Raw genomic sequence first — 24,622 nt, 5'->3', positions numbered from 1 at the left:
TTCGATTGATGGTCAAAGAGAAGATTTAGAGAACCAGCGCCATGTTGACACTGCTATGCCTCGCACGCCAGTTGATGAGAGTCCCCTATCTCGCCGTGCGCAATCTGGCTACGATTTGGCACTTGCCCAGGTATTCGCTCTCGCTGTTGTATCACTACCTTTCCTTCTGCTTGCTACCAGCGGCTCAAAAGACCCGTGCGAAGGAAGAGTTCGACGAAGCTTTTTATCGGGAGGCTTATTTTCGTTCGACTGACACGGCACTCTCGCCGTTTGAGCATTACATGATTGCCGGATGGCGGCGGGGGTATTCCCCTTTTGCTGGCTTCGATGGTCCTTTCTATACGGAGAGTTACGTCGACTGCAGTAGGATCCGGCCTCCCTTGCTGCACTATTGCGAAAAGGGGAGAAGGCTTGGACTTGCGATCAACCAGGGGCAGAGCAAGCGGATGGGGCGTTCGCGCAACATCAATCTTATGGCGCAGCGGCGAGACGAAGACATCAGGAAGTGGACATGTAGGTCGGCGTCGGAATTCGATCCGCCGGCAATAGACGTGAGCATCGTAACGTATAACAGCGCGTCGTGGCTGGACCGCTTTTTTGCGTCGTTGCTGGTTCAGGCATACCCGCTAGAAAGGATGGCGATCCATGTGCGGGACAATGGATCGAGCGATGCGACGGTCGAGAAACTGGAAGCGTTTCGGAAGAGCGAAGGAAGCGCGTTCGCGGATTTCGTAGTTTCCTGTGGCGCGAATGTTGGGTTTGGGAGAGGTCATGACGCCGCCATCGCCGGGGGGAGAGGGGAGTTCGTCTTGGTGACGAACGTCGACCTGGAGTTTGAGCGGGATTCTATTGTGCGAGCGGTTGAGACCGCAGTGTCCGATCGAGGTTCGAACTTCGCCTGTTGGGAGTTGCGCCAGCGTCCGTTTGAGCATCCCAAGTATTACGATCCAGTCACATTGGAGGCGAATTGGTGCTCCCATGCTTGTATTTTGTTGCAACGCAACGCGTATGCGGATGTTGGCGGATACGATCCGGACATCTTCATGTATGGCGAAGATGTCGAGCTCAGTTTTCGATTTCGGAGAAGCGGTTACCGCTTGAAATATGTTCCGAACGCGACCGTCGTACATCACACGCGGGCCAAGTCGGCATCGGGCAAGAACCGGGAGTTTATGGGGATCTTGTATGCGAACGCCTGGCTACGTTTGAAATACGGGACATTGCACGATATTGGTGAAATATTCTTGCTCTATCGGAAGCTCTTGAACTCTTGGAGCATCCTGGCTTGGCGAAACAAACGCCGCCTTATTGCTCAAACGGAGGAGCTTGCTTATCGCATGCCGGACGTTCTGAAGCAACGTGGTGAATTGCCGCAAGAGGAAGGGGATTTTGCGTTTGAGAGCTGGGACTATGATCTAAGGAGAAATATCGATTCGGATTCGCTGGACGATCCCAATACTGGCGCGCCGCTTGTTTCGATCGTCGTTCGGACGGTGGACGGCCGGCAACTCCTTTTGAAGCAAGCGCTAACCTGTCTAGTTAACCAGACCTATTTGAATATCGAAGTCATCGTCGTCGAGGATGGTGGCGAGGCGAGCCGTTCTCTAGTAGATGATTTTGAGCCGCGGCTGGCGAAAGCGGACAAACGGATTTGCTATTTGCCGCTCGAACGCGTTGGTCGCAGCGTAGCGGGCAATCGTGGGCTTGAGGCGGCGACGGGCGAATACGTGATGTTCTATGACGATGATGACCTTCTTTTCGCAGATCATGTCGAAACGTTGGTTGCGCGAATGGTCGAGGAGCCTCGCGCGGCGGCGGTTTTCGCAGATTCGTTCATTGTGGAAACGCGATTCCACAAGGATGATCAAAACGTCGTTCGCTCCTACGAAGAATTGTCGCACTATCCTCATGAGAATCTGGTCAACAGATTCAATCGAGGGGCGCTTCTGAGAACGAATTTGTTTCCGATCCAGGCGGTGCTCTTCCGGCGTCACTGCTTTGAGAAATTGGGAGGGTTTGATCCAACCCTCGATGCCCTGGAAGATTGGATCCTCTGGTGTCGATATAGTCAGTTGGGAGGATTTATCCGAGTACCGAAGACGACGTCTCTTTACCGAATTCCGGCGAGTGTCGAAGAGAAGCATAAGCGAAGCAAACATTTTTCCGCCTACCAGTCGCTGGCCGACGAATTGAGTGCTCGGTAGTCGATAGAACGCTGCCGTTCTACTAACCTCCTTCCAGCCCCGCCACCTTCGCCAATCGTCGCAGATGCCGTTCGTCTTGGCTATACTCGGCATCCAGAAACGTTTGCACCAGATCCCAAGCAACGGCGGGGCCGACGGTGCGGCCTCCCATGCAGAGGATGTTCATGTGGTCATCTTCGACGCCTTGCTTGGCCGAGAAGTGATCGTGGATCAGGGCGGCTCGGATGCCAGGGATCTTGTTGGCGCAGACCGACGCGCCAACCCCACTGCCGCAGATCGCGACGCCTCGATCAACCTGACCGGCGACGACCGCCTGGGCCAGCGGCGTAACGAAATCGGGATAGTCGTCGCCTGATTCAAGCGAGTAGGCGCCAAAGTCGGTGACCTCGTGCCCGGCGGCGCGGAGGTTGGCGACCAGTTCTTCTTTCAGCGCGAAGCCACCATGATCGGTGGCGATGCCGACGTGCATGACGCTAACTTTCGTACGGTTCCGATTGTTCGATCGCCTGACGAAGATGTTTCATTCCGGCTTCGGCGCCTTGCGAGGCGCCAAAGATCGCGGTGCCTGCGACCAGCACGTTGGCGCCGGCCGCGACGCCCAGGGGAGCCGTTTCGGCATTCACGCCGCCGTCGATCTCCAGGTCGCATTGGGGATGGCGACGGTCGATCATTTCTCGCACGCGGCCGATCTTGGCGAGGGTGGTGTTGATGAACGTTTGATGGCCGAAGCCTGGGTTGACGGTCATCACCAAGACTTGATCGACGTCGACCAGGATCTCTTCCAGCACGCTGGCCGGCGTCGCCGGATTGATGGCGACGCCGATTCCCTTGTTCAAGTGCCTGGCACGCTGAATCGTGCGATGGAGATTGGCGTTCCCTTCCCAGTGGACCAGAAACGAGTCGGCCCCAGCGGCGACGAAATCGTCGAAGTAGTCGTCAGGGTTGGTGATCATCAAATGAAGTTCAAGCGGCAATGACGTCGTGCGACGCACCGCTTCGACCACAACTGCTCCAAACGAGATGTTGGGAACGAAGTGGCCGTCCATCACGTCAAGGTGAATGCGATCGGCGCCTGCTTGCTCGGCGGCGGCGACTTCCTCGCCCAGCCGCGCAAAATCGGCGGAAAGAATCGACGGGGCGAACTTCACGACGCGGGCGTTATTCAACGAAGACTCCTCTAAAGGCGTCGCGACAACGCCGCACTGCTTAATCGGCTTAATCGGCCAGGCGATTGGCGTGCTGCGTCATGTCGAGCAGGCGTTCCCAATAGGGACTGGCGAACATCTCATCGGTGCATCGCCAAGCCCAGTTGCCGTCGGCGCGGCCCGGGACGTTCATGCGGGCTTCCTTACCTAAGCTCAGAATGTCTTGCAGCGGAACGATCGACAGGGCGGCTTGCGACTCCCAGGCAAGTCGAATGAGCGCCCATGAGATGTCCTGCGCCTCGAGCGTCGGGGCGTTCAAGTGCCAGCGAACGTGCTTGCGGGCGTCTCCCGGCAACTCTTCAAACCACTCGCGACTGGTCGCGTTGTCGTGGGTGCCGGTATAGACGACCGTGTTGGAGATGTAGTTTTCAGGCAGGTACGGGTTGTCTGGCTGGCCGTCAAAGGCGAACTGCAAGACCCGTGAGCCGGGAAGTTGGAACTTGTCGCGCAGTTCGTAGACGTCCGGCGTAATCGTTCCCAGGTCTTCCGCAAAAAAGGGAAGGGCGCCCAAATCGGACTCGATCGCTTGAAACAAATCGGCGTCGGGGCCGGTCGTCCACTCGCCAACTTTGGCGGTCGTTTCGCCAGCCGGCACATACCAGGCAGCGGCAAAACCACGGAAGTGATCGAGCCGAACCGAATCGACGAACTCCAGCACCGCTTGCAGGCGATTGATGAACCAGCGATAGCCGGTCTGGCGATGCGCTTCCCAGTCGTAGACCGGGTTGCCCCACAACTGGCCGTCGGCGCTGAAGTAGTCGGGCGGAACGCCGCCGACAAACTGCGGATGGCGGCGCTGGTCGAGCAGGAACAACTCGGGATTGGCCCAAACGTCGCTTGAGTCAGGCGAGACGAAGAAGGGCAAATCGCCGATGATGCGAACGCCTTTGGAGGCGGCGTGCGCCTTCAGTCGAGCCGCCTGACGAAAGAGCACAAACTGCACGAAGCGGTATTCTTCGATCTCGGGAGCCAACATGCGCTTGGCCGCGGCCAGCGCCTCAGGCTGACGTTCGACCAGTTCGGCCGGCCAATGCAAATAGTAGGCGCCGTCGTGCGCGTCTTTCAGCGCCCGGAACAAGGCGTAGTCGTCGAGCCAGTGGGCGTGATCGACGCAAAATTTTTCAAAAGGCGCTTTCAGGGACGGGCTGCTGCCGGCGCGAAAATTTTTCAGCGCGGTCGCCAACAGTCGTCGCTTGAACGCGATTGTCTTGTCAAAGTCGACCCAGCTTGCCGAGTCCCACATCGCGTCGCAGTCGCTCGCCTTCAGCAGGTCGTCTTCGATCAGCCAATCGGGGCTAACCAGCAGTTCATTCCCAGCGAAGGACGAGAGCGGTTGGTACGGCGAGTTGCCATAACCGGTTGGCCCTAGCGGCAGCAGTTGCCACCAATGTTGCCCAGAATCATGCAGTCGATCGATCCAACGCACCGCCGTCGGCCCAACATCCCCAATTCCATACGGAGAAGGGAGCGACGTCACGTGCAGCAGGACTCCGGAGGAACGATATCGCTCCGGAAACGGCGGCAGACTCGAGAACTTGGTTTCGGCGATCATGGACAAGGTAAGAGGTTCCTGCTATTTCCCTGTTGGAAGGGCGTCAATTCTTCAACGATCCCTTCATTGCGTATCATGCATCCCTTTCGGCATGAACCACTTTATCCGTTACCTAACGTTTGGCGTCAATGGAATTTAGTGAGAACTCGCGAGCGAGGCGTCGACGATCTCTTGCGCTTCGTTGACGATCGTGTCGAGGTGATCCGGACCTTGGAAACTCTCGGCGTAGATCTTATAGATGTTTTCGGTGCCGGAGGGGCGTGCGGCGAACCAGCCGTTGTCGGTCACTACCTTCAAGCCGCCGATCGGCGCGTCGTTGCCGGGGGCTTTCGTTAGCTTGGCGGTGATGGCGTCCCCCGCCAGCGTCGGCGCGGCGACCGCCTCTGCCGACAGGTTCTTTAACTTCTGCTTTTGCTCGGGCGTCGCGGCGGCGTCGATGCGGGTATAGCAAGGGCTGCCGAACTCCGCTTCCAACTCTTGGTAATGCACGCCAGGGTCTTTCTCGGTCTTGGCCAAGATTTCGGCCGCCAACAGGTCCATGATCGGACCATCTTTGTCGGTCGACCAGACCGAACCGTCGAACCGCAGGAAACTGGCGCCGGCGCTCTCTTCGCCGCCAAAGCAGAACGACCCATCGTACAGACCTGACACAAACCACTTAAAACCAACCGGCACTTCGCACAAGCGGCGACCCAGTTTGCCCACGACGCGGTCGATCATGCTGCTGCTGACCAACGTCTTGCCGACGGCGACGTCCGCTTTCCAATCACGATTGGTGAGCAGATAACGAATCGCGACGGCCAGGAAATGGTTCGGGTTCATCAGCCCGCTCGACGGAGCGACGATGCCGTGGCGATCGGCGTCGGGGTCGTTGGCGAAGGCGAGTTGAAACTGATCCTTCAGGCTTAATAGGCCCGCCATCGCGTACGGGCTGGAGGGATCCATCCGGATCTTGCCGTCATGATCGACGGTCATGAACGAAAACGTCGGATCGATCTTCTTGTTGACCACCTTGATGTCGAGGCCGTAGACCGAGTTGATCGGGTCCCAGTAAGGCTCGGCGGCGCCCCCCAGCGGATCAACGCCCAGACTCAGCCCGGCCGCTTTAATCGCCTCCATGTCGACGATGTTCTTTAGATCCTGCACATACGGCAGCACCAGATCTTCTTCGTGGGTGGTTGCCGCTTTCAGGGCCGACTCAAACGGGATTCGTTTCACGTCGGCATTGTCGCCGCGAAGCAGGTCGTTGGCCCGCTTCTGAATCCAATTGGTGACGTCGACGTCGGCCGGACCGCCGTTGGTCGGGTTGTATTTGAAACCGCCGTCGGTCGGCGGGTTGTGGGACGGCGTGATGACGATGCCGTCGGCCAGGTGCTCGGTTCGGCCTTGGTTATAGACCAGGATCGCGCGAGAGATCACCGGCGTTGGGGTAACGCCATCCTCTTTTTGGATGATCGTCTCGACTTCATTGGCCGCCAACACTTCCAGGGCGGTCCGCTGAGCAGGCGCCGAGAGGGCGTGGGTGTCTTTGCCCATGTAGACAGGGCCATCGATTCCTTGCTGTTTGCGATACTCGCAGATCGCTTGCGTTACGGCCAGGATGTGGGCTTCGGTGAACGTGTTTTGCGACGGCGTTCCTCGGTGACCGCTGGTGCCAAAGCTGACCAGTTCGTTGGGATCTTCGAGATTGGGACGACGCTCATAATACAGCCACTCCAATTCGGCCAGATCGACCAACATCTCTTGCGGGGCTGGCTTGCCTGCGAGGGGAGAAATCGCCATGACTCAATCCTTTGTAGTTGCGCTGCGTCGAAAGTCAGTCGGCTGTGGTACCGGTCGAAGCTTGCCGCTGGTCTTGTTCGGTAATCGTATTCTAGCGGTTTTTCGTTGGTTCGTCGTGGTCGCTATTCGACCACGGCGTCGCCTGCGACATCCGGCTCTTTCGCCGCCTCTTCTTTTCTCTCAGCCGCCGTCAGGGTGCGATCGAGCAGCGAATCATAGATCGGCCGGCTGCCCAGCAGTTGCGCTGTGATGCTGGCGACGATGCAGGTGATAATCAACACCCCCAGCAGATCGAAACTGGCCGTCAACTCGGCGACCAGCACGATACCGGTCAGAGGCGCTCGCACCGTCGCCGCAAACAGGCCCCCCATCGCCGCCAACGCGAAGACGCCTGCGGGCAGCGTTACGTAAGGAATGTATTCGTTGGTGATTGTCCCAAAGCACATTCCCACGATCGCGCCGATCGCCAGCATCGGGGCGAAGACGCCGCCAGGCACGCCGCAACTGTAGCTGAGGAACGTCATGCCGGTTCGAATCACCAGCAGCGCCAACAGAATCTGCAGATTGGTCGTGTTGGCGAAGACATCTTGAACAAACGATCCACCGCCGCCGACCGAACCGGGCGATAACAACATCAACGCGCCGGCAACCCCACCCAGCGCCAAGGCGAACAAGAACCGGACGCCATAGCTCAAGCGGTCAAAAAAAGCGAGGCACTTCAACAGTGAAGCATTGAACGCTGCGCCGCAAACGCCGATCAAGATGCCAAGAATCAAATAGAGCGGAAACTGTTCGAGCATCAGCGTCGGGTCGGGGGCGATCTCGGCCATCGAGTCTTTCAGCGCGATTGGCAACAACGGCCCCACGCCAAACACCTGGTCATTCATCACCTTCGCCGCCAGCGAGGCGATTGCTACCGCATGGATCGCAATGAAGGAGAAGTGAAACCGCGTGCGCATCTCTTCCATGACGAACAAGATGCTGGCCAAAGGGGCGCCGAAAGCCGCGCTCAGTCCCGCTGCTGCGCCGGCGGCGAGCAGTGTGTTCATCGTTTCGGGATCGACCTTCGCCTTCTCGCCGATCCATTTGCCGACGCAGCCCCCCATGTGAACGGTCGGACCTTCTCGGCCCAGCACCAGGCCGGCGCCAATCGCCAACAGACCGCCAAGAAACTTGATGATCATCACCCGGACCCACCGCATCGGACGGAGACCCGCCATGGCGCCTTCGATCTCTTGAATGCCGCTTCCGCCGGCTTCGGGGGCGAACTGGGTCACCAGCCAAAACGAGGTGGCGGTCATCACCGCGCCGATCGAAGCGGCGACGACGATCGACAGGGCGGTGTCTCCCGCGAGATACGATGCAAACGCCGCGTGAAACGCGTACGACCGATCCAGGCAATAGTGGAATAGCGCACCCAGCGAGCCGCCGATCAAACCGACCGGCAAAGCTAAGACGTAAGCGCGCGGAAAACCGGTCAGGCGGCCCGCGTGTATCTCTGGGGTGTGTTTCATGATCGATTCCCTGGCGAGAAGCGGGCGAGTCGGCCAGGCGTTTGATGGGGCGCCGGTGGTGATTTAACTTGCTTCTCGACAGCTCTCCTGGTGATAATTCGTCCGTGTTCGCGTGAGACTTTCGCCTAATTTCGGGAAGTCTCCCCTCTGGAGCGGTTGTTCGGATGGTAACGATTCTATGTGCCGTTTGCCGCCTGACTGAAGGTCAATTGGCTGAAAAGCCTGCTCAGAATAGAGATGCGAATCGGAACGCCTTCCAGTTAAAATCGAGGATATCGCGGTGGAGTTCGCCACCGGCGCCAGGAACCGTTTGCATGTCAATCCTTGTCGAAGAGTTTGAAGGACGCGACATCGTGTTGCTGACGCCGTCCCAGGAGACGCTGACCGTCAGCGTGATCGAGACGATTCAGACCCTGGTCGAGACCTATTCATCCCGGCGAGTCGTGCTCGACTTGCGGCTGGTGCGATTCGTCGCCGCTGGCGATCTAGGGGATGACGCCGACTGGCAGGGATTGTGGCGAGATCTGGATTACGGTCTGCAGGCGGCGAGTCGCGAACTGGTGCTTTGCAACTTGCACCAAGAGCTGGCCGAAGCGCTGCAAGCGACTCGTAGCGATGCGGCGGTCGAACCTCGAGCAGGCCGTTGATTTTCTCGACGGACTGCGTGATCGCATGGATGCGAGCCGCGAAGAGCTATGCTCTGAGCCTGGCGAGGTTGGAAAATGCCACGATGGCATTTTTCAACAGGCAGTTAGCACAACGCACCGGTGTCGCTCTTCCCATCCACATTGGTGGAATTGGATGCGGAACGAAGCTACCATAGGCCTATTGCCACGCAATCTCCTTCCTCACTCCCCGCCAATATCATGTCACGACTTTCCCGCCGCTGCGTGTTAGCGATCTGCTTTACCGTACCTGTTTATGCCCTCGCCGAGAGTGGTGAAAAACAAGCCGCCACGAACGAAGGTTCTGCGGTCGCCGCCCAACACAAATATGTCGAAGCGAAGTTCGTCAGCTCGTTCGATGCGACGCAACAGCCGCTTCGCTATGTGCTGCCCCCTGGCGAAGCGAAAGAGCAGCGGCCGGTGTTGGTGTTTCTTCATTCCTGGAGCACCGACTATCATCTCAATCAACCGGCTTGGGTGTCGGCTGCCGTCGATCGAGGTTGGATTTTCGTCGAACCGAACTTTCGTGGTCCCAACAAGCAATCGCTGGCCTGTGGCTCGAAAGCGGCCCAGGCCGACATACTCGACAGCGTCGACTTTGCGCTTCAGAAGCTCAACGCCGATCCAAGCCGGGTCTACTTGGCCGGCGCCTCAGGCGGAGGCCACATGTCGCTGCTGATGGCGGGGCGGCATCCCGATCGCTTTACCGCGGTTTCAGCCTGGGTCGGGATCACCGACTTGGCGCGTTGGTATAACGAGCACACGGTCAACGGCGTTCCGCGCAACTATGCCAAGATGCTGGCCAAGTCGTGCGGCGGGGCGCCCGGCGACAGTCCTGAAGTCGACCAGCAATACCGCGATCGCTCGCCGCTGACCTGGATCGACCAGATTGGCGACTTGCCGGTCGACATTGCCGCCGGCGTGCATGACGGCCAGACAGGCTCGGTTCCCTTCCAGCATTCGATCCGCGCGTTCAACAAAATCGCCGACAAGCGGGGCGCTAAGACGGTTACCGAAGAAGAGATGCAGCAACTGTGGGGCAGCAGCCAGCTGACCAGCCCCCAGCCGCAAGATACCGAAGTCGACGCCACCTACGGCCGCGACCTGAAACTCCGCCGCCATGCCGGCAACGCCCGGCTTACGATCTTTGAAGGGGGACATGAAGGCTTGGCCGAAGCGGCCTGTGCCTGGCTTGAACAACACCAGCGACCGACGAAGGATGCTGCGGCAAAGTAGTCGTCGCCAGAGAGGCGAAAAAATCGCCGCGACGCTCGCCAAGAATTTCGAGTGCAGCGAGCAGCCGAACCGAGCGAAACGCAGGGAGAACCATCGGCGCACAACAAAGGCCGCAAATCCTTGCGGACTACGGCCTTGTGTAGTCGGGGTAACAGGATTCGAACCTGCGACCTTTTGACCCCCAGTCAAACGCGCTAACCAGGCTGCGCTATACCCCGTCTTCGCCAAGTGGTTTGACGAAACCGGCAATTTACACCGGGTTAATTTCTCTGACAAGGCCGGACCTGTTGTGGTTCGGGGGTATGGGGGCGAAATCGGGCGCAAATGGTTGGGTTTGCCGAGAATTTTGATTCTACTGGCGGCGATTTGCGCTCGGCGGCCTCGATTTCTTCTGTTGGCCCATCTACTCAAGTCGGCGAAATCGCTCGATACTCGATGGTTCCCAATGGCGATGCCTCTAGACTGCACAGCGAAGAGACGATGGTGAAGCGACCTGAATTTTGGATGGATGTTGGCGGAACGTTTACCGATTGCTTGATGCGCCGCGGTGCGGAAATTCGCCGCATCAAGGTTCTCAGCTCCGGCAAGTTGCAGGGGACCATCGGCGCCGGCAGCGACGCGGGCGCGATCGTTGACGAGACTCGCCGTCAGGACGGGCCCAACGTCTGGCGGGGCTATCGATTGCAGTTGCTGGGCGAACAAGGAGAGCCCTTGGCCGCGCGGCAAATCGTGGAGTTTGACGCGGCTGCCGGCAAGCTGACGCTTGATCGCCCCTTCGACGTCGCGCCCGCCCCAGGATCGCTCTACGTGCTGGAAGGGGACGAAGAGGCGCCGTTGGTTGGCATGCGGCGACTGTTGGGCTTGGCTCGGGACGAACCGATTCCGGCGGTCGACGTCCGGCTCGGCACGACCCGCGGCACTAACGCGCTGCTCACGCGAAGCGGCGCCGACGTTGGTCTCGTCACGACGGTCGGCTTTGGCGACATTCTGGAGATCGGCTATCAAAACCGTCCCCACCTGTTTCAGCTGAACATCCAGAAGTCGACGTCGCTGGTGAAGCGCGTGGTGGAACTGAACGAGCGGTTGGCCGCCGACGGTTCGGTCCTTCAACCGCTGGATGAACACGAAACCGAGCGGCAACTGCGACAGCTGTACGACGCCGGGATTCGCTCGTTGGCGATCGCGCTGTTGCATGGCTATCGCAATCCAGACCATGAACGACAGGTCGAAGCGATTGCCCGGCAGGTTGGCTTTACGGAAGTCAGCGCTTCGCACGAAGCGGCGCCGCTGATCAAGCTGGTCGCCCGGGGCGATACGACGGTGGTCGACGCCTATCTGAATCCAATCTTGCGCGACTATGTCGGCGCGATTCAACAGGCGCTTGGTGCAGGAAGCCGCTTGAGTCTGCTCACGTCGGCCGGCGGTTTGGTCGCGGCCGAAAAGTTCTCGGGCAAAGATAGCATCTTGTCGGGCCCAGCCGGCGGCGTTGTCGGATACGCGGCGGCTGCCCAGCAGGCCGGCTTCGGCAAAGCGATCGGGTTCGATATGGGGGGCACCAGCACCGACGTCTCCCGCTTCGACGGTTCGTTCGAACGGCAGTTCGAAACCGAAAAGGCAGGCGTGCGGATCGTGACGCCGATGATGGCGATCGAAACGGTCGCCGCCGGCGGCGGGTCGATCTGCGATTTTGACGGCGTCAAGCTGACGGTTGGTCCGGCCAGCGCTGGCGCCGATCCGGGGCCCGCCTGTTATGGCTGCGGCGGTCCGTTGACGGTGACCGACGTCAATCTGGCGCTGGGCAAATTGCAAGGGGCGCAGTTCCCCTTTGCGCTCGATCAGGCGGCCGTCGAGCGGCGGCTTTCGGAAATCGCCGCCAAGGTTGCCGCGGCGACCGGCCAGCAGATGACGCCGCACGAGTTGGCGGCCGGTTTTCTGCAGATCGCTAACGCCAACATCGCCAAGGCGATCCGCACCATCTCGGTCGCCAAGGGTTACGATCCTCGGGCCTACGTATTGGCGCCGTTTGGCGGCGCCGCCGGACAGCATGCGTGCGCGGTTGCCGATCTGCTGGGGATCGAAACGTTGATCTCCCATCCCGACGCCGGCATCCTGAGCGCCGTCGGCATCGGCGCCGCGGTCACCACACGTTACGCCACCCGCGGGCTCTATCGAGTGTTGGAAGGGAGCCTGGGTTGGCTCGATGCTATCTACGCCGAATTGCAGCAAGAGGCGATCGCCGACGTCGCGGCCGAAGGAATTGACGAAAGTACCATCGAATGTCGCGAAGAGGTCGAGCTGCGTTATCGCGGGCTCGAGGCGTCGCTGTCGATTCTGGCCCGGCCGCTTGCCGACCTGGCTGAGCGGTATCACCAAGAGCACGAGCGGCGATATGGTTATTGTCGCCGTCAACAGCAAATCGAATTGGTCGCGGCCCGCGTTGAAGCGATCGCGCAAGAGCGCCGCGACGACAAACTCAGTGAGCCGGGCGAGCGGACTTCGCCACAGCCAACCGGTGAGGTAACCGTCAGCTTCGCCGGCAAAGATTGGTCGACGCCCACCTATCAGCGCGAACAACTCGCTACGGGCGCAGTAATCGAAGGTCCGGCGCTGGTTGCCGAACGACTGGCGACCACGGTAATCGATCCAGGCTGGTCGGCCGAAGTCTGGAGCGGCGGCGAGTTGATCGTGCGTCGCAGCGCCGACGCTGGTTCGGAGGTCGCTGCAATTGACGCCGACGTCGCCGATCCAATCTTGCTGGAGATCATCAACAATCAGTTTGCGGCGATCGCCGAGCAAATGGGAGTCGCGCTGCAAAACACGTCGGTCAGCGTCAACGTCAAGGAGCGGCTCGACTTCAGCTGTGCGATTTTTACCGGCGACGGCGACCTGATCGCCAACGCGCCGCACATTCCGGTTCATCTCGGGGCGATGGGGGAAACGGTCAAAGCGACGATCGCCGCCAATCCGCAGATGAAGCCGGGCAGCGCCTACGTCACCAACAATCCGTACCGCGGCGGCTCGCATCTGCCCGACGTGACGGTGATTACGCCGGTCTACATTGGCGAAGCCGCCGAGCGGCCGCAGTTTTTCGCCGCCAGTCGCGCCCATCATGCCGAGATCGGCGGAATCGCGGCCGGCTCGATGCCTTCCGGCTCGCAGACCCTGGCCGAGGAGGGCGTCTTGATCGACAACTTCCGCCTGATGAGCGACGGCGTCGCCGATTGGGAAGGGTTCGAGTCGATCCTGCGCGACGCTCAATATCCGTCGCGGAACGTCGCTGACAACGTGGCCGACGTCGCCGCGCAGTTGGCCGCCAACAATCATGGCCGCATCGATCTCCAGGGGATGGTCGCCGGTTATGGACTGTCGGTGGTCGAGCGATACGCTCAGCATATTCAACACGCCGCCGCCACCAAAACGCGGGCAGCGCTGGCGAAGTTGACTTCGGGCAAACATCGGTTTGAAGATCATCTGGATGATGGCTCGCCATTGGTGGTCGAGATTGATATTTCCGGCGATCAAGCGGTGATCGATTTTCAAGGAACCGGCCCTGTCTTAGCTGGCAACTTGAACGCCAATCGGGCGATCGTGACGGCGGCGGTGATGTACTGTTTGCGCTCGATGCTCGACGAAGAGATTCCGCTGAACCAAGGAGTGCTGGAGCCGGTCGAGATCCGCTTGCCCGAGTGCTTCTTGAATCCTCCTTTCCTGGGTGAACCTGCCAAGTGCGCCGCCGTCGCCGCCGGCAACGTCGAGACTTCGCAGCGGGTGGTCGACGTCTTGCTGGGCGCATTGCAATTGGCGGCCGCCAGTCAGGGGACGATGAATAACTTCAGCTTTGGCGACGCAACGTTTGGCTATTACGAAACGATCTGCGGCGGCGCCGGCGCGACATCGACCGCCGCAGGCGCTTCGGCTGTTCACACGCATATGACCAACACCCGGATGACCGACGTCGAAGTGTTCGAACTGCGTTTTCCGGCTCGCGTGCGGCGGTTCGCCATTCGTCGCGGTTCCGGCGGCGCTGGCCAACATTGCGGCGGCGACGGCGTGATTCGGGAGATCGAGTTCCTGCGGCCGATGACTGGTTCGCTACTGACCCAGCGCCGCGGGCCTTATCCGCCGTACGGCCTGTCCGGCGGAGAGCCAGGCCAGTTGGGCGAGAATACGTTGATTCGGGCCGACGGTACGGTGGTCGAGCTGCCGGGGATCGTCAGTTTTGATCTACAGCCGGGCGACGTGATCGCGATTCATACGCCCGGCGGCGGCGGGTATGGCGCCCATGGCTGAAACTACTCCAAGTTTCGCAAGTCGAACTGGCAACAGCCGAAATCGAACGAGCTGGCCGCTTTGCTTTTTAGGAACGCCGGATTCACTTCGTAATAGACGAACTTCCCATCTTTGTGCGTCTTCACGATCTGGGCGTGATACAGCACCCGCAAGTGATGCGAGGCGTTGGCGATTTCCAGTTCCAAGAGCAGCGCGATGTCGCTGACGCTCATTGCCCCTTGTTGCAAGGCGCGAATGATCTGCAGCCGATGTGGGTCGGCCAGCGCCTTCAGGTAGTTGGCACAGGCGTCGGCGCCGGGGATTTCTGCAGGGTCTTGGGCGGATGACATCAGGCGTTGCGACTTGACGGAATAGGTAGAGGGGGCGCAGCGGCCCCATCTGGAGACTTCGATTATTGGCCGCACCTCCGGAAATCACAAGGCGAACTGTGCCAATTGCGGCGATGCGGCGAAAGTCGGCTGGACTGGACGGTTTTTGTTTTTTGGGCGCGCCCGTCGATCTGCGACTGGACCGCGGCGCGTTTTTTTTTTGTAGGGTGCGTCTGGACGCACCAGGAACCTGCCAAGTTGGCTTGTTCTTTGCCTGCGTGGCAACACAACCTCTTGGGGCCGTTGCGTTTCCACGCGATCTTGGTTTCTGCCGCAGAGCAGGTTCGCGGTGCGTCCCGACGCACCCTACGGATTAGTGGACTGGACGATTCGTTTTTTCTTTTTGGCGGCGGTTGATTGGGGCCGCATTCCCTCGGGTTAGTGTCGGACTGGACTGGACCGCGGCGCGTTTTTCTTGAGGCGGTTCGTCGGTGGTAGTCGTCGGCGCGCAGTGGTGTTGCTTCCGATTGGGGTTTTTCCAAAGCGGATTGGCGGCTCGGTGGCCAGAACCAAGTACGGCAGAACCTCAGTTCTGTTGGAAGAGCGCGCGTGGGCATTAGATAAGAGACCGCCAGTCGGTGATCAGGCGCTGGAGGCCGAGAACAACGGATCTTCCCAAAGATCGAGCAATTTGGCAAGCAAATCTATGGGGTAACAACTCGGTGAATTGCACGAGATTTCGTGGGCGATCTTTGGTACACTAAAGTAGACTAAAAAAGTCGGGAAAATTTCGATCCTGCCTCCTCATCTCTCCCTCGCTCCTCCCTGCAACAGGTCGCTCGACGGATGATTCGTGTTGTCGCACCCTTTCTTGTGTTCTCGCTGCTGGGCGGTTTGGCGGTCGCCGAAACGCCGGCGGTCGACTTTCAGCGTGATATCCGGCCGATCTTGTCGGATAACTGTTTTCAGTGTCACGGCCCAGATCCACTGCATCGCGAAGCCGATCTGCGGCTCGACACGGCCGAAGGCGCCCATGCGGCGGCGATCGTGCCGGGTGAGCCTGACGAGAGCGAATTGGTTGCCCGTATCGTTTCTGGCGACGCCGACCTGGCGATGCCGCCACACGAGTCGGGCAAGTCGTTGTCGGCCGAGCAGATCGAGTTGCTAAAACGCTGGATCGCCGCGGGCGGAAAATACGAAGCACATTGGGCCTTCACGCCGCCGACCCGGCCGCCGGTTCCGCAGGTGAAACAAGCGGCCGCAGTTTGCAATCCGATCGATGCGTTCGTCTTCCGGGGCTTGGAGGCGGAAGGCTTGGCGCCGTCTGCAGAAGCCGACCGGTCGATCTGGCTGCGTCGGCTCAGCTTGGACCTGATCGGTTTGCCGCCGTCGATTGCCGAAGTCGACGCTTTCGTCGCCGACAAAGAGCCCGGCGCCGAGCAGCGGCAGATCGAGCGGTTGCTCTCGTCGCCCCACTTTGGCGAACGCTGGGGGCGCGACTGGCTCGATGCGGCGCGGTATGCCGATTCCGACGGGTACGAAAAAGATTTGCCGCGGCAGAACTGGTTTTATCGCGATTGGGTTGTGGCGGCGCTCAATCGCGACTTGCCATACGACCAGTTTGTTGTGCAGCAGATTGCCGGCGACTTGTTGCCGCATCCCAATCAAGACCAACTGGTTGCGACTGGATTCTTGCGCAACTCGATGATCAACGAAGAAGGGGGCGCCGATCCGGAAGAGTTTCGGATGGCGGCGATGTTCGATCGCATCGATGCCGTCGGCAAGGCGGTGATGGGCCTGACGCTGCAGTGCGCCCAGTGCCACACGCACAAGTACGATCCGCTGACGCAGCGCGAATACTACGGAATGTTCGCCTTTCTCAACAGCACGCATGACGCGATCATCCCCACGTTCACGCCGGCCGAGGCCGAACAGATCGCTGCGATCCAACGCGAGATCGCCGAGATCGAGACCGAGCTAAAGCAGTCTGATCCAGCATGGCCCAAGCGGATGGAAGATTGGGAGCAAGCCGTGGCGGAGAAGACGGTGGCGTGGGAAGTCTTAACCCCCGGCGATCTGCCGTTTGAAGGGCAGAAGTTTCGCGTCCTCCCCGATCAGTCGATCCTGAGCGAAAGCTTTGCGCCGCATAGCTCGGCGCCGCAGTTTACGATGCGGACGACCGAGACCCAGATGATCACCGCCCTGCGCTTAGAACTGCTGACCCATCCGCAGCTTCCCTGTCACGGACCGGGGCGTTCGCTGCGAGGTACGGCGGCGCTGACCGAGTTTGATATCTTCGCCGCGCCCGCCAATAACCCCGGCAAGCGTACCAAAGTCAAACTGGTCGCGGCGACCGCCGATGTGAATCCAGCCGAAGCGCCGCAGCCTGACTACTTGATCAACATCAAGACTGCCGGTGGCGACAAACGGGTTACCGGAGGAATCGAATTTGCGATCGATGGCGACAGCAAGACTGCTTGGACGACCGACAACGGCCCCGGTCGCCGCAATCAACCGCGGAAGGCGGTGTTCGTGTTCGAGAAGCCGGTCGGTTACGAAGGGGGAACAATTTTGACCGTTCATCCGTCGATGCGGCATGGCGGCTGGAACAGCAACGATAAGCACAACTGCATCTTCGGGCGTTCGCGGTATTCGATCACCACGCATGGCGATCCCAAAGCCGATCCGCTGCCGCAGCAAGTTCGCGAGATCTTGGCGATTCCGGCCGCCGACCGAAGCGAAGCGGAACAGCAAGCGGTCTTCAGCTACTTTCGCACCACCGTGCCGGAGTGGGCTGAACAAAATGCCCGGATCGAGGCGCTGTGGACGTCGCATCCCGAAGGCGCCTCGCAGTTGGTGTTGGAAGAACGCGACAAGCCGCGAACCACTTCATTGCTCAACCGGGGCGACTTTCTCAGCCCGGTCGAAGAGGTGAAGCCGGGCGTGCCGGCATTTTTGCACGATATGCCCGCCGAAGCCGGTCAGTCGCGGCTCGCCTTTGCCAAATGGTTGGTCGATCGCGACGCACCGACCACCGCCCGCTCGATCGTCAATCGCATTTGGCAAGCCTACTTTGGCATCGGGCTGGTCGAAACGAGCGACGATCTTGGTTCGCAAAGTACGCCGCCGTCCCATCCAGAGCTGCTCGATTGGCTGGCGGTCGAACTGATGGAAAACGATTGGAGCCTGAAACATATTCACCGCCTGATCGTCTCTTCCTACGTCTATCGGCAATCGTCCCAAGTGACGCCGGAGAAACTGCAGCGCGATCCGTACAACCGGTTGCTGGCCCGCGGGCCAAGATTTCGCGTGCCGGCTGAGATTGTCCGCGACATTGGTCTGACCGCCAGCGGGCTGCTGAGCGACGAGATCGGTGGACCGCCCGTCTATCCGCCGGCGCCCGATTTCCTGTTTCAACCGCCGGCCAGTTACGGGCCCAAGACTTGGAACGAGGACGAAGGAGGCGATCGATATCGCCGCGCTCTCTATACGTTTCGCTTTCGGAGCGTTCCGTATCCGATGTTGGAAACGTTTGACGCCGAGCCGGGGAATGTCTCGTGCGTGCGACGGAATCGGTCGAACACGCCGCTGCAGGCGCTGTCGATGTTGAACGAGCCGATCTCGCTGGAATTTGCGACGGCGCTGGCTGCCCGCACGCTCCAAGACGGGGGCGACTCGGATGAAGATCGGTTGACCTTCGCGATGCGGTGCTGCATCGCCCGGATGCCGAAGGGGGAAGAAATTGCGCTATTGAAACAGATGCTCGACAAGCAGCGCGCCCGGATCGCAGCGGGCGAGTTGAAACCAGACGAGATCCTGCCAGGCGACAAGAGCGAAACGGAAAATGCCGCGGAGTTGGCGGCCTGGACGCTTGTGGCTCGCGTGGCGCTCAGCCTGGACGAAACCATCACCAAAGAATAGATCCACGCGGCGTGGAGAGGACGACGACGATGATGACAGGGAACGAGATTTCGCGACGTTGGTTCATGCGCGACTGCGGCGTCGGCCTGGGAGCGATCGCGCTGGCCGATCTGCTGCGCGGCGAGGCGTCGGCAGCGAACGATCCGCTGGCCGAGAAAAGGCCGCACTTTCCGGCGAAGGCGAAGAACGTCATTTACCTGTTCATGGCGGGCGCGCCGAGCCATTTGGAGATGTTCGACTACAAGCCGCAGCTGGCGAAGTTCGATGGCACGTTGCCGCCGGCCGAATTGTTGGACGGTTACCGGGCGGCGTTCATTAATCCCAATTCGAAGTTGCTGGGGCCGAAGTTTCCGTTCGCCAAGCATGGCCAGTGCGGCGCCGAGATCTCGGAACTGTTGCCGCACACGGCGAAGATCGCCGACGAGTTAACGATCGTCAAAGCGATGAAAACCGACGCATTCAACCATGCGCCGGCGCAGATCATGATGAATACCGGCTCGATGTTGTTTGGCAAACCGAGTTTGGGAGCTTGGACCTTATACGGGCTCGGTTCCGAATCGCGCAATTTGCCGGGCTTCGTCGTCTTTAGCTCCGGCAAGAAGGGGCCAAGCGGCGGTTCAAGCAATTGGGGAAGTGGGTATTTGCCGACGGTCTATCAAGGCGTTCAGCTGCGGAGCGTTGGCGATCCGGTTCTGTATCTTTCCAATCCAAACGGGATCGATCGCGGTGTGCAGCGCGATTCGCTGGATGCGATCAATCAGCTGAATCAAATGCGGCTAGAGACGACCGGCGATCCGGAAATTGCGACGCGGATCAACTCGTTCGAAATGGCCTATCGGATGCAGTCGAGCGGGCCGGAGCTGATGGATCTGTCGTCGGAGCCGCAGCATGTTTTGGATCTGTACGGTGTTGAGCCCGACAAACCGTCATTCGCCAAGAACTGTTTGCTGGCGCGGCGTCTGGTTGAGCGGGGAACGCGGTTTGTGCAACTGTTTCATGAAGCGTGGGACCAGCATGGCAACCTGACCAAAGATCTGCAGGCCAACTGCCAGGCGACCGATCAAGCGTGCGCGGCGCTGGTGCAAGATCTGAAGCGGCGCGGGATGCTGGACGACACGCTGATCATCTGGGGCGGCGAGTTTGGGCGAACGCCGATGGTGCAGGGAGGAGGCGATGACGGTCGCGATCATCATCCCAACGCGTTTACCGTCTGGATGGCCGGCGGCGGAACCAAACCAGGCGTCTCCTACGGTGAGACCGACCACTTTGGCTTCAACACGATCCGCGACGAAGTTCACGTCCGTGATCTACACGCGACGATTTTGCACTTGCTCGGCTTTGACCACAACCGATTGTCGGTCAAGTTCCAGGGGCTGAACCAGAAGCTGACGGGAGTCGAGCCGGCGCGGGTGGTGAAAGAGATTTTGGCTTAGCTGCCTGTTGAAAAATGCCATCGTGGCATTTTCCAACCTCGCCAGGCTCAGAGCATAGCTCTTCGCGGCTCGCAAAATAACGACTTACGTCGCTATTTTGGGATCGCATCCCTGCGATCCAGCAGCCCGTTGGGAAAATCAACGGACTGGTAGGTGGGCTGCCGCGGAAAAGAGTTGCGTGACGGGATATCACGCCTGAGCCTATCTGGCGACCGCCACATCGACCGGCGCCAGATTGCGGCGGACGAATTCAGTATAGAGCGGCCGGTCGGAGGCATGTTCGTGTTGGAAGCCGTCCAATATCTGGCCGCAATGATAGAGATAGATTCCGGGCATCTGGAAACTGTTCGCTCGCGTCAGCCCCAGGCCGTGGCCGCCGAAAATTCCGGCGATGATGCCCCGGGCCCAAACGCGAGCGCCGAACAACTGCGAAAAGGTGCCGATCTCGAGCCCGAACTGCCGGTACAGCCGACAGGAAGGATCGGAGATCCGGGGGAGGTCGTCGAGCCCGTACTTGCTGAAGAACTCGGGGTCGTCCTCTTGGCCGACATGCACCAGTACGATGCCGCATCCGGCCGCTTCGATCTCGCTTCGTTGTGCGCCAAGGTCTTGGGCCGCTTCGCGACAAAACGTACAACCGGCGTGCCGCAAAAAGACGATCAACTGCGGGCGATCGCTCGCCAGATCGTCCAACCGGCGTCCATCGTGGGTGCGCAGTTCGCGGATCGGATCGTCCGCCTCCGGCAATTCGTAGGCATTGTCGATCATGTGCAAATGACGAACGGCGCCCCACAAGATCATCACAAAAGGCGTCCACCAGATCAGGTCGTTGGTCAGGTTGAGCCAGCCGAAGCTGGACGGCAATGTGCCGGCCGACAGCGCAAACAAGAAACCAATCGGCCCGAGAATTTTGCCGATCAACCCCACCAGTACCAGCGGCCAATGCCGATATGGGTCGCTCGCCGCAATCAGGTAGCCGAAGCCATAGACGGCGACCAGCATGCCGATGCACTGCCAGAAGACGAGCGCCGGCTGCGTCGATTCGACCTGCAACCAGGCGAGCATCGCGGCGGGGGCGAGAATTGCCGCGGCGCCCCACACCAGGTTGTAACCGCCGGCGGCGAGCAAGACGTACTTCATCCACGGCGGCGGCTGATCAGGCTGGCTCATCGAAGCCCTCCCTGATGGATACGCTGGCGTGTTGCGTGGATGAAAGAAACCATGTCAGGCTCAAATTTGGTTTTGGTGATGCGCGGGGATGAAGGTTTAGGTCGAGGCGAATAAAGCTTCAAACGGTTTGGCGACTTCGGCCAGTTTCTCGATGCTGCGTTGGTATAACTGCCGGGCTCGTTCTTTGCTAATGCCAAGCTCGTCCCCAATCTCTCGCAGCGACTTCCCTTTGCCGAGATGGTCAAGGCCAAACCGCTCGCGGACGATGAACTGTTCGCGGTCATCCAGCGCGTCGCCGATACGGCTCATGATGGCGTCAAAGGCGAGTTGGACGTCCTGGTCGGTTGGCTGATCGGGATCGACCGACGGCGAGGCGGCGGTTTGAATCGCCACTTCCTCTGGAGTCTCCAGCTTGCGACGTTTGTTTCGTTTCTCGATCCAGCGGAAGAGATTCCGCTGGATCGCATGGGTGGCGTAGGTACTGAATCGGTAGCCGCGGGCATAGTCGAACTTGTCGATCGCGTTCAGCAGAATCGCGTTTGACTCGGCCAAAAACTCTTCAAACTCGTCCCGCGACTGGGCGTGCTTCTGCGAGATCGACGTCGCCAACCGCAAGTTGGCGTGGGCGATCTGCTCGCGAGTTTGCTCCGCTTCACACAGCAGGCGGGCGATTTCCGCATCGGTCTTCTTGGTGTTTCGACGATTCTTCAGGGTCGACTGCAGGGCGCTGGCGCGAAATCGCAAGAAGTTCAATCGCTTAAAGAGGAATTGCTCTCCCTCGAAGGTCAGCAGCCGGCTTTGCTCGACAGCGCAAAGTAGCGAAGAGACCGCGACCTTGGGATTATCCCCAGGAGGCCGGTCTTCGGCCGCGTACAATTCAACGTCGATCGCCTCAAAGTCCATCTCGGTGGTGGACTCGAATTCGTCATTCGGAATGAATTTGATTTCGGGGTTGGACAATCCTGTCCCCAGCGGTCGGAGCGGAAGGGTTACAGCTTTCGTTGCACTGCCTAGTTTCTAGAAAGATAGGCCGAAATGACCAGCCCTAAAAATGTCGGCGTCGTAAGTTCTCCCTATTTTTGGACTTTGGGCTGGTCAATTGACGCGGCTGCTCTAAAACCGATCTAGACGTCAGGAATACGTAACTGCGGGAGAGAGACATGCGAATTGCCGTAATCGGGTCAGGAATCTCTGGCCTCATTGCCGCTCGTTTGCTCTCTTACGAGCATGAAGTCGTCATTCTTGAGGCCGCCGATCGGATTGGGGGACACACCAATACGGTTACCGCCCACTGGCAGGGGGAAACCTGGCCGATCGACGCCGGATTTATCGTTTACAACGAGCGGACCTATCCGAATTTCACTCGGATCTTGGCCGATCTCGAGGTCGCAACCGCCCCGACGACGATGAGCTTCAGCGTCCGCTGCGACCAGACCGGGCTGGAGTACAACGGCGGATCGCTCGACGGCGTCTTCGCTCAGCGGTCCAACCTGTTTCGCCCTCGCTTTCTGCGGATGCTGGCCGATATCTTGCGGTTCAATCGGGACGGCGAGCGAGATCTGTTGTCCGTGCCGGCCGAGCAAACGGTGGGCGAGTACCTGGTCGAAAAGGGGTACTCGCAGCAATTCGCCCAGAAGTACCTGCTGCCAATGGGCGCCGCGATCTGGTCTTGTCCACTGGGGGACTTCGCACAGTTTCCGATTCGGTTCATTCTCGAGTTCTATGTGAACCATGGACTGCTGAGTTTGACCGACCGTCCGACCTGGCGGGTGATTCAAGGGGGATCGCAGCAATACGTCGATCGACTGGTCGCGCCGTTCCGCTCGCAGTTCCGATTGAGCTGTCCGGTTCAATCGGTGCGACGATCGGCCGACGACGTGTTGGTGGTGCATGCCGATGGGAGCGAGCGTTTTGACGAGGTGGTCTTCGCCTGTCATGCCGATCAAGCGCTCAAGTTGCTGGCCGATGCCGACGATGTCGAACGAGAAATGCTCTCCGCGTTTCCTTACTTCGCCAGTCGGGCCTGCTTGCATACCGATACGTCGGTCTTGCCAAAAAGTCGCCGCGCGTGGGCCAGTTGGAACTATCATTTGCCGGCGCAGGACGACTCGCGACCGACGCTGACCTACAACATGAACCTGCTGCAGAACATCGACTCGCAGCATACGTATTGCGTGACGCTGAACGAAGAGGCGGCGATCGATCCGGCGAAGGTGATCGCCCGATTCAACTACTCCCATCCGTTGTTCACGACGCGTCGCGCCGAGGTGCAGAGGCGTCATCCGCAACTGATCCGCCATCGGCGGACGTCGTATTGCGGCGCCTATTGGCGAAATGGTTTTCATGAGGATGGGGTGGTCAGCGCACTAGCCGTCTGTCGGCGATTTGCGATCGGGGACTGGTCGCTGGGACCGCGCAAGCCGGCGTCCCTGCAACCGCTGCATGGCCCGCACCACGCCGAAACCTCGCTGGCGGGAGAAGGGGCGTGATTCAAAAAGTAGCGACCAGGCGCGCCACGGATCGGTCGCAGGACAATCGCGAGCGGGCCTCCTGTCTGTATGTCGGCGCCGTGCGTCATCGTCGTTTCACGCCGATTCCGCATCAATTTCGTCGACCTCTGTTCTTGTTTTCGATCGATTTGGACGAGGTCGACTCGGTTTTTCGCTTTCCGTTACTCTGGTCAACGCAGCCGTACAGCTTGTTTCGCTTCTGTCGGTCCGACTACCTCGGGGCAGCGGACCGGCCGTTGGCCGAGTGCGTGCGTGACTTGGTTCACGAGAAACTGGGCCTGGCGCTGGATGGACCGATCCGCCTGCTGACGCAGATTCGCTGCCTGGGAATCGTCTTCAATCCGATCTCGCTGTTTTACTGCTATGACGCCGAGGAAAACCTACGCGCCATCGTCGCCGAAGTGACCAACACGCCCTGGGGCGAGCGGTATAGCTATGTGATTCCGTTTGCGGGCGAAGGACGGATCGGACGCTTCGCCAACCCGAAGGATTTTCACGTTTCTCCCTTCATGCCGATGGAGATGGAATATCGCTGGCGAGTCTCGCGGCCCGAGGATCGCCTGACGGTTCACCTGGAAAACATGCAAGGGGATGAAAAGGCGTTTGACGCAACGCTGGGCCTTTCGCGACGCGCGCTAAGCTTGCCGAACGTTTTGAAGACGGTCCTCTGGTTTCCCCTCATGTCGGCGCAAATGTTGGCCGCGATCTACTGGCAGGCGCTGCGCCTCTGGTGGAAGAAGGTTCCCTACCATCCCCACCCTCAAGCCGCCGCTGAGTCGACTCACCCCGAAACCGCCGCAGATTCGCTTTCGACGTAACGCCACGAAGGAAC

The 24,622-nt window shown here is 59.7% G+C and carries 16 protein-coding genes and 1 tRNA gene; 8 read left to right on the top strand and 9 right to left on the bottom strand.

The genetic code is table 11. The features are described 5' to 3' along the window. Window positions 1–41 precede the first annotated feature (41 nt). A complete protein-coding gene (locus Enr8_RS09780) occupies window positions 42–2,204 on the top strand; it encodes a glycosyltransferase family 2 protein (protein WP_146430915.1) in 2,163 nt (720 codons plus the stop codon). A 22-nt stretch (window positions 2,205–2,226) separates the two neighbouring features. Here Enr8_RS09780 and Enr8_RS09775 read toward each other — a convergent pair whose 3' ends face one another. The 5 genes from Enr8_RS09775 to clcA all read right to left on the bottom strand — a co-directional run bounded on the left by Enr8_RS09775 (window position 2,227) and on the right by clcA (window position 8,257). Beyond that, entirely contained in the window at window positions 2,227–2,673 is a 447-nt protein-coding gene (locus Enr8_RS09775; RefSeq protein WP_146430913.1) for an RpiB/LacA/LacB family sugar-phosphate isomerase, read from the bottom strand. 4 nt (window positions 2,674–2,677) lie between these two features. Continuing rightward, window positions 2,678–3,370, bottom strand: a complete 693-nt coding sequence (gene rpe, locus Enr8_RS09770; protein ID WP_146430911.1) for a ribulose-phosphate 3-epimerase — start codon at window positions 3,368–3,370, stop codon at window positions 2,678–2,680. A 49-nt stretch (window positions 3,371–3,419) separates the two neighbouring features. Then, complete coding sequence (malQ, locus tag Enr8_RS09765; RefSeq protein WP_246120053.1) at window positions 3,420–4,961, bottom strand: 4-alpha-glucanotransferase; 1,542 nt, start codon at window positions 4,959–4,961, stop codon at window positions 3,420–3,422. 135 nt (window positions 4,962–5,096) lie between these two features. Continuing rightward, window positions 5,097–6,743 (bottom strand): phosphoglucomutase (alpha-D-glucose-1,6-bisphosphate-dependent), encoded by a 1,647-nt coding sequence (pgm, locus tag Enr8_RS09760; RefSeq protein ID WP_146430909.1) that lies wholly within the window; start codon window positions 6,741–6,743, stop codon window positions 5,097–5,099. Between the two features lie 122 nt (window positions 6,744–6,865). Beyond that, window positions 6,866–8,257, bottom strand: coding sequence for a H(+)/Cl(-) exchange transporter ClcA (gene clcA / locus Enr8_RS09755; RefSeq protein WP_146430907.1), 1,392 nt, complete (start codon window positions 8,255–8,257; stop codon window positions 6,866–6,868). Window positions 8,258–8,571: 314 nt separating this feature from the next. Here clcA and Enr8_RS09750 point away from each other — a divergent pair, with 314 nt between their 5' ends. Both Enr8_RS09750 and Enr8_RS09745 read left to right on the top strand, forming a co-directional pair. After that, window positions 8,572–8,904: a hypothetical protein gene (locus Enr8_RS09750; protein ID WP_146430905.1), complete on the top strand. Its 333-nt coding sequence runs from the start codon at window positions 8,572–8,574 to the stop codon at window positions 8,902–8,904. Window positions 8,905–9,123: 219 nt separating this feature from the next. Continuing rightward, window positions 9,124–10,158 (top strand): alpha/beta hydrolase family protein, encoded by a 1,035-nt coding sequence (locus tag Enr8_RS09745; protein WP_146430903.1) that lies wholly within the window; start codon window positions 9,124–9,126, stop codon window positions 10,156–10,158. A gap of 143 nt (window positions 10,159–10,301) precedes the next feature. Here Enr8_RS09745 and Enr8_RS09740 read toward each other — a convergent pair. Further along, a tRNA-Pro gene (locus Enr8_RS09740) sits at window positions 10,302–10,376 on the bottom strand. A gap of 265 nt (window positions 10,377–10,641) precedes the next feature. On the opposite strand from Enr8_RS09740, the gene Enr8_RS09735 reads away from it, so the two are divergent. Continuing rightward, complete coding sequence (locus Enr8_RS09735; protein WP_146430900.1) at window positions 10,642–14,448, top strand: hydantoinase B/oxoprolinase family protein; 3,807 nt, start codon at window positions 10,642–10,644, stop codon at window positions 14,446–14,448. 2 nt (window positions 14,449–14,450) lie between these two features. Here Enr8_RS09735 and Enr8_RS09730 read toward each other — a convergent pair whose 3' ends face one another. Beyond that, window positions 14,451–14,777: an ArsR/SmtB family transcription factor gene (locus Enr8_RS09730; RefSeq protein WP_146430898.1), complete on the bottom strand. Its 327-nt coding sequence runs from the start codon at window positions 14,775–14,777 to the stop codon at window positions 14,451–14,453. A gap of 825 nt (window positions 14,778–15,602) precedes the next feature. On the opposite strand from Enr8_RS09730, the gene Enr8_RS09725 reads away from it, so the two are divergent. Both Enr8_RS09725 and Enr8_RS09720 read left to right on the top strand, forming a co-directional pair. Then, a complete protein-coding gene (locus tag Enr8_RS09725; RefSeq protein ID WP_146430896.1) occupies window positions 15,603–18,677 on the top strand; it encodes a DUF1553 domain-containing protein in 3,075 nt (1,024 codons plus the stop codon). Window positions 18,678–18,709: 32 nt separating this feature from the next. Next, window positions 18,710–20,110: a DUF1501 domain-containing protein gene (locus Enr8_RS09720; protein WP_146431648.1), complete on the top strand. Its 1,401-nt coding sequence runs from the start codon at window positions 18,710–18,712 to the stop codon at window positions 20,108–20,110. A gap of 201 nt (window positions 20,111–20,311) precedes the next feature. On the opposite strand, the gene Enr8_RS25355 is transcribed toward Enr8_RS09720, so the two are convergent. Beyond that, a complete protein-coding gene (locus tag Enr8_RS25355; RefSeq protein ID WP_186767544.1) occupies window positions 20,312–21,280 on the bottom strand; it encodes a redoxin domain-containing protein in 969 nt (322 codons plus the stop codon). Window positions 21,281–21,376: 96 nt separating this feature from the next. After that, window positions 21,377–22,240 carry a sigma-70 family RNA polymerase sigma factor gene (locus tag Enr8_RS09710; RefSeq protein ID WP_146430893.1) on the bottom strand — a complete coding sequence of 288 codons (864 nt, stop codon included), beginning with the start codon at window positions 22,238–22,240 and terminating at the stop codon, window positions 21,377–21,379. Window positions 22,241–22,440: 200 nt separating this feature from the next. On the opposite strand from Enr8_RS09710, the gene Enr8_RS09705 reads away from it, so the two are divergent. Next, a complete protein-coding gene (locus Enr8_RS09705; protein WP_146430891.1) occupies window positions 22,441–23,769 on the top strand; it encodes an NAD(P)/FAD-dependent oxidoreductase in 1,329 nt (442 codons plus the stop codon). After that, a complete protein-coding gene (locus Enr8_RS09700) occupies window positions 23,766–24,608 on the top strand; it encodes a DUF1365 domain-containing protein (RefSeq protein ID WP_222434837.1) in 843 nt (280 codons plus the stop codon). The genes Enr8_RS09705 and Enr8_RS09700 overlap by 4 nt, the downstream gene beginning before the upstream one ends. Window positions 24,609–24,622: the final 14 nt, after the last annotated feature.

Source organism: Blastopirellula retiformator (assembly GCF_007859755.1).
In the GTDB taxonomy this organism is placed as follows: domain Bacteria; phylum Planctomycetota; class Planctomycetia; order Pirellulales; family Pirellulaceae; genus Blastopirellula; species Blastopirellula retiformator.
This window is presented reverse-complemented; position numbering and strand designations above follow the sequence as displayed.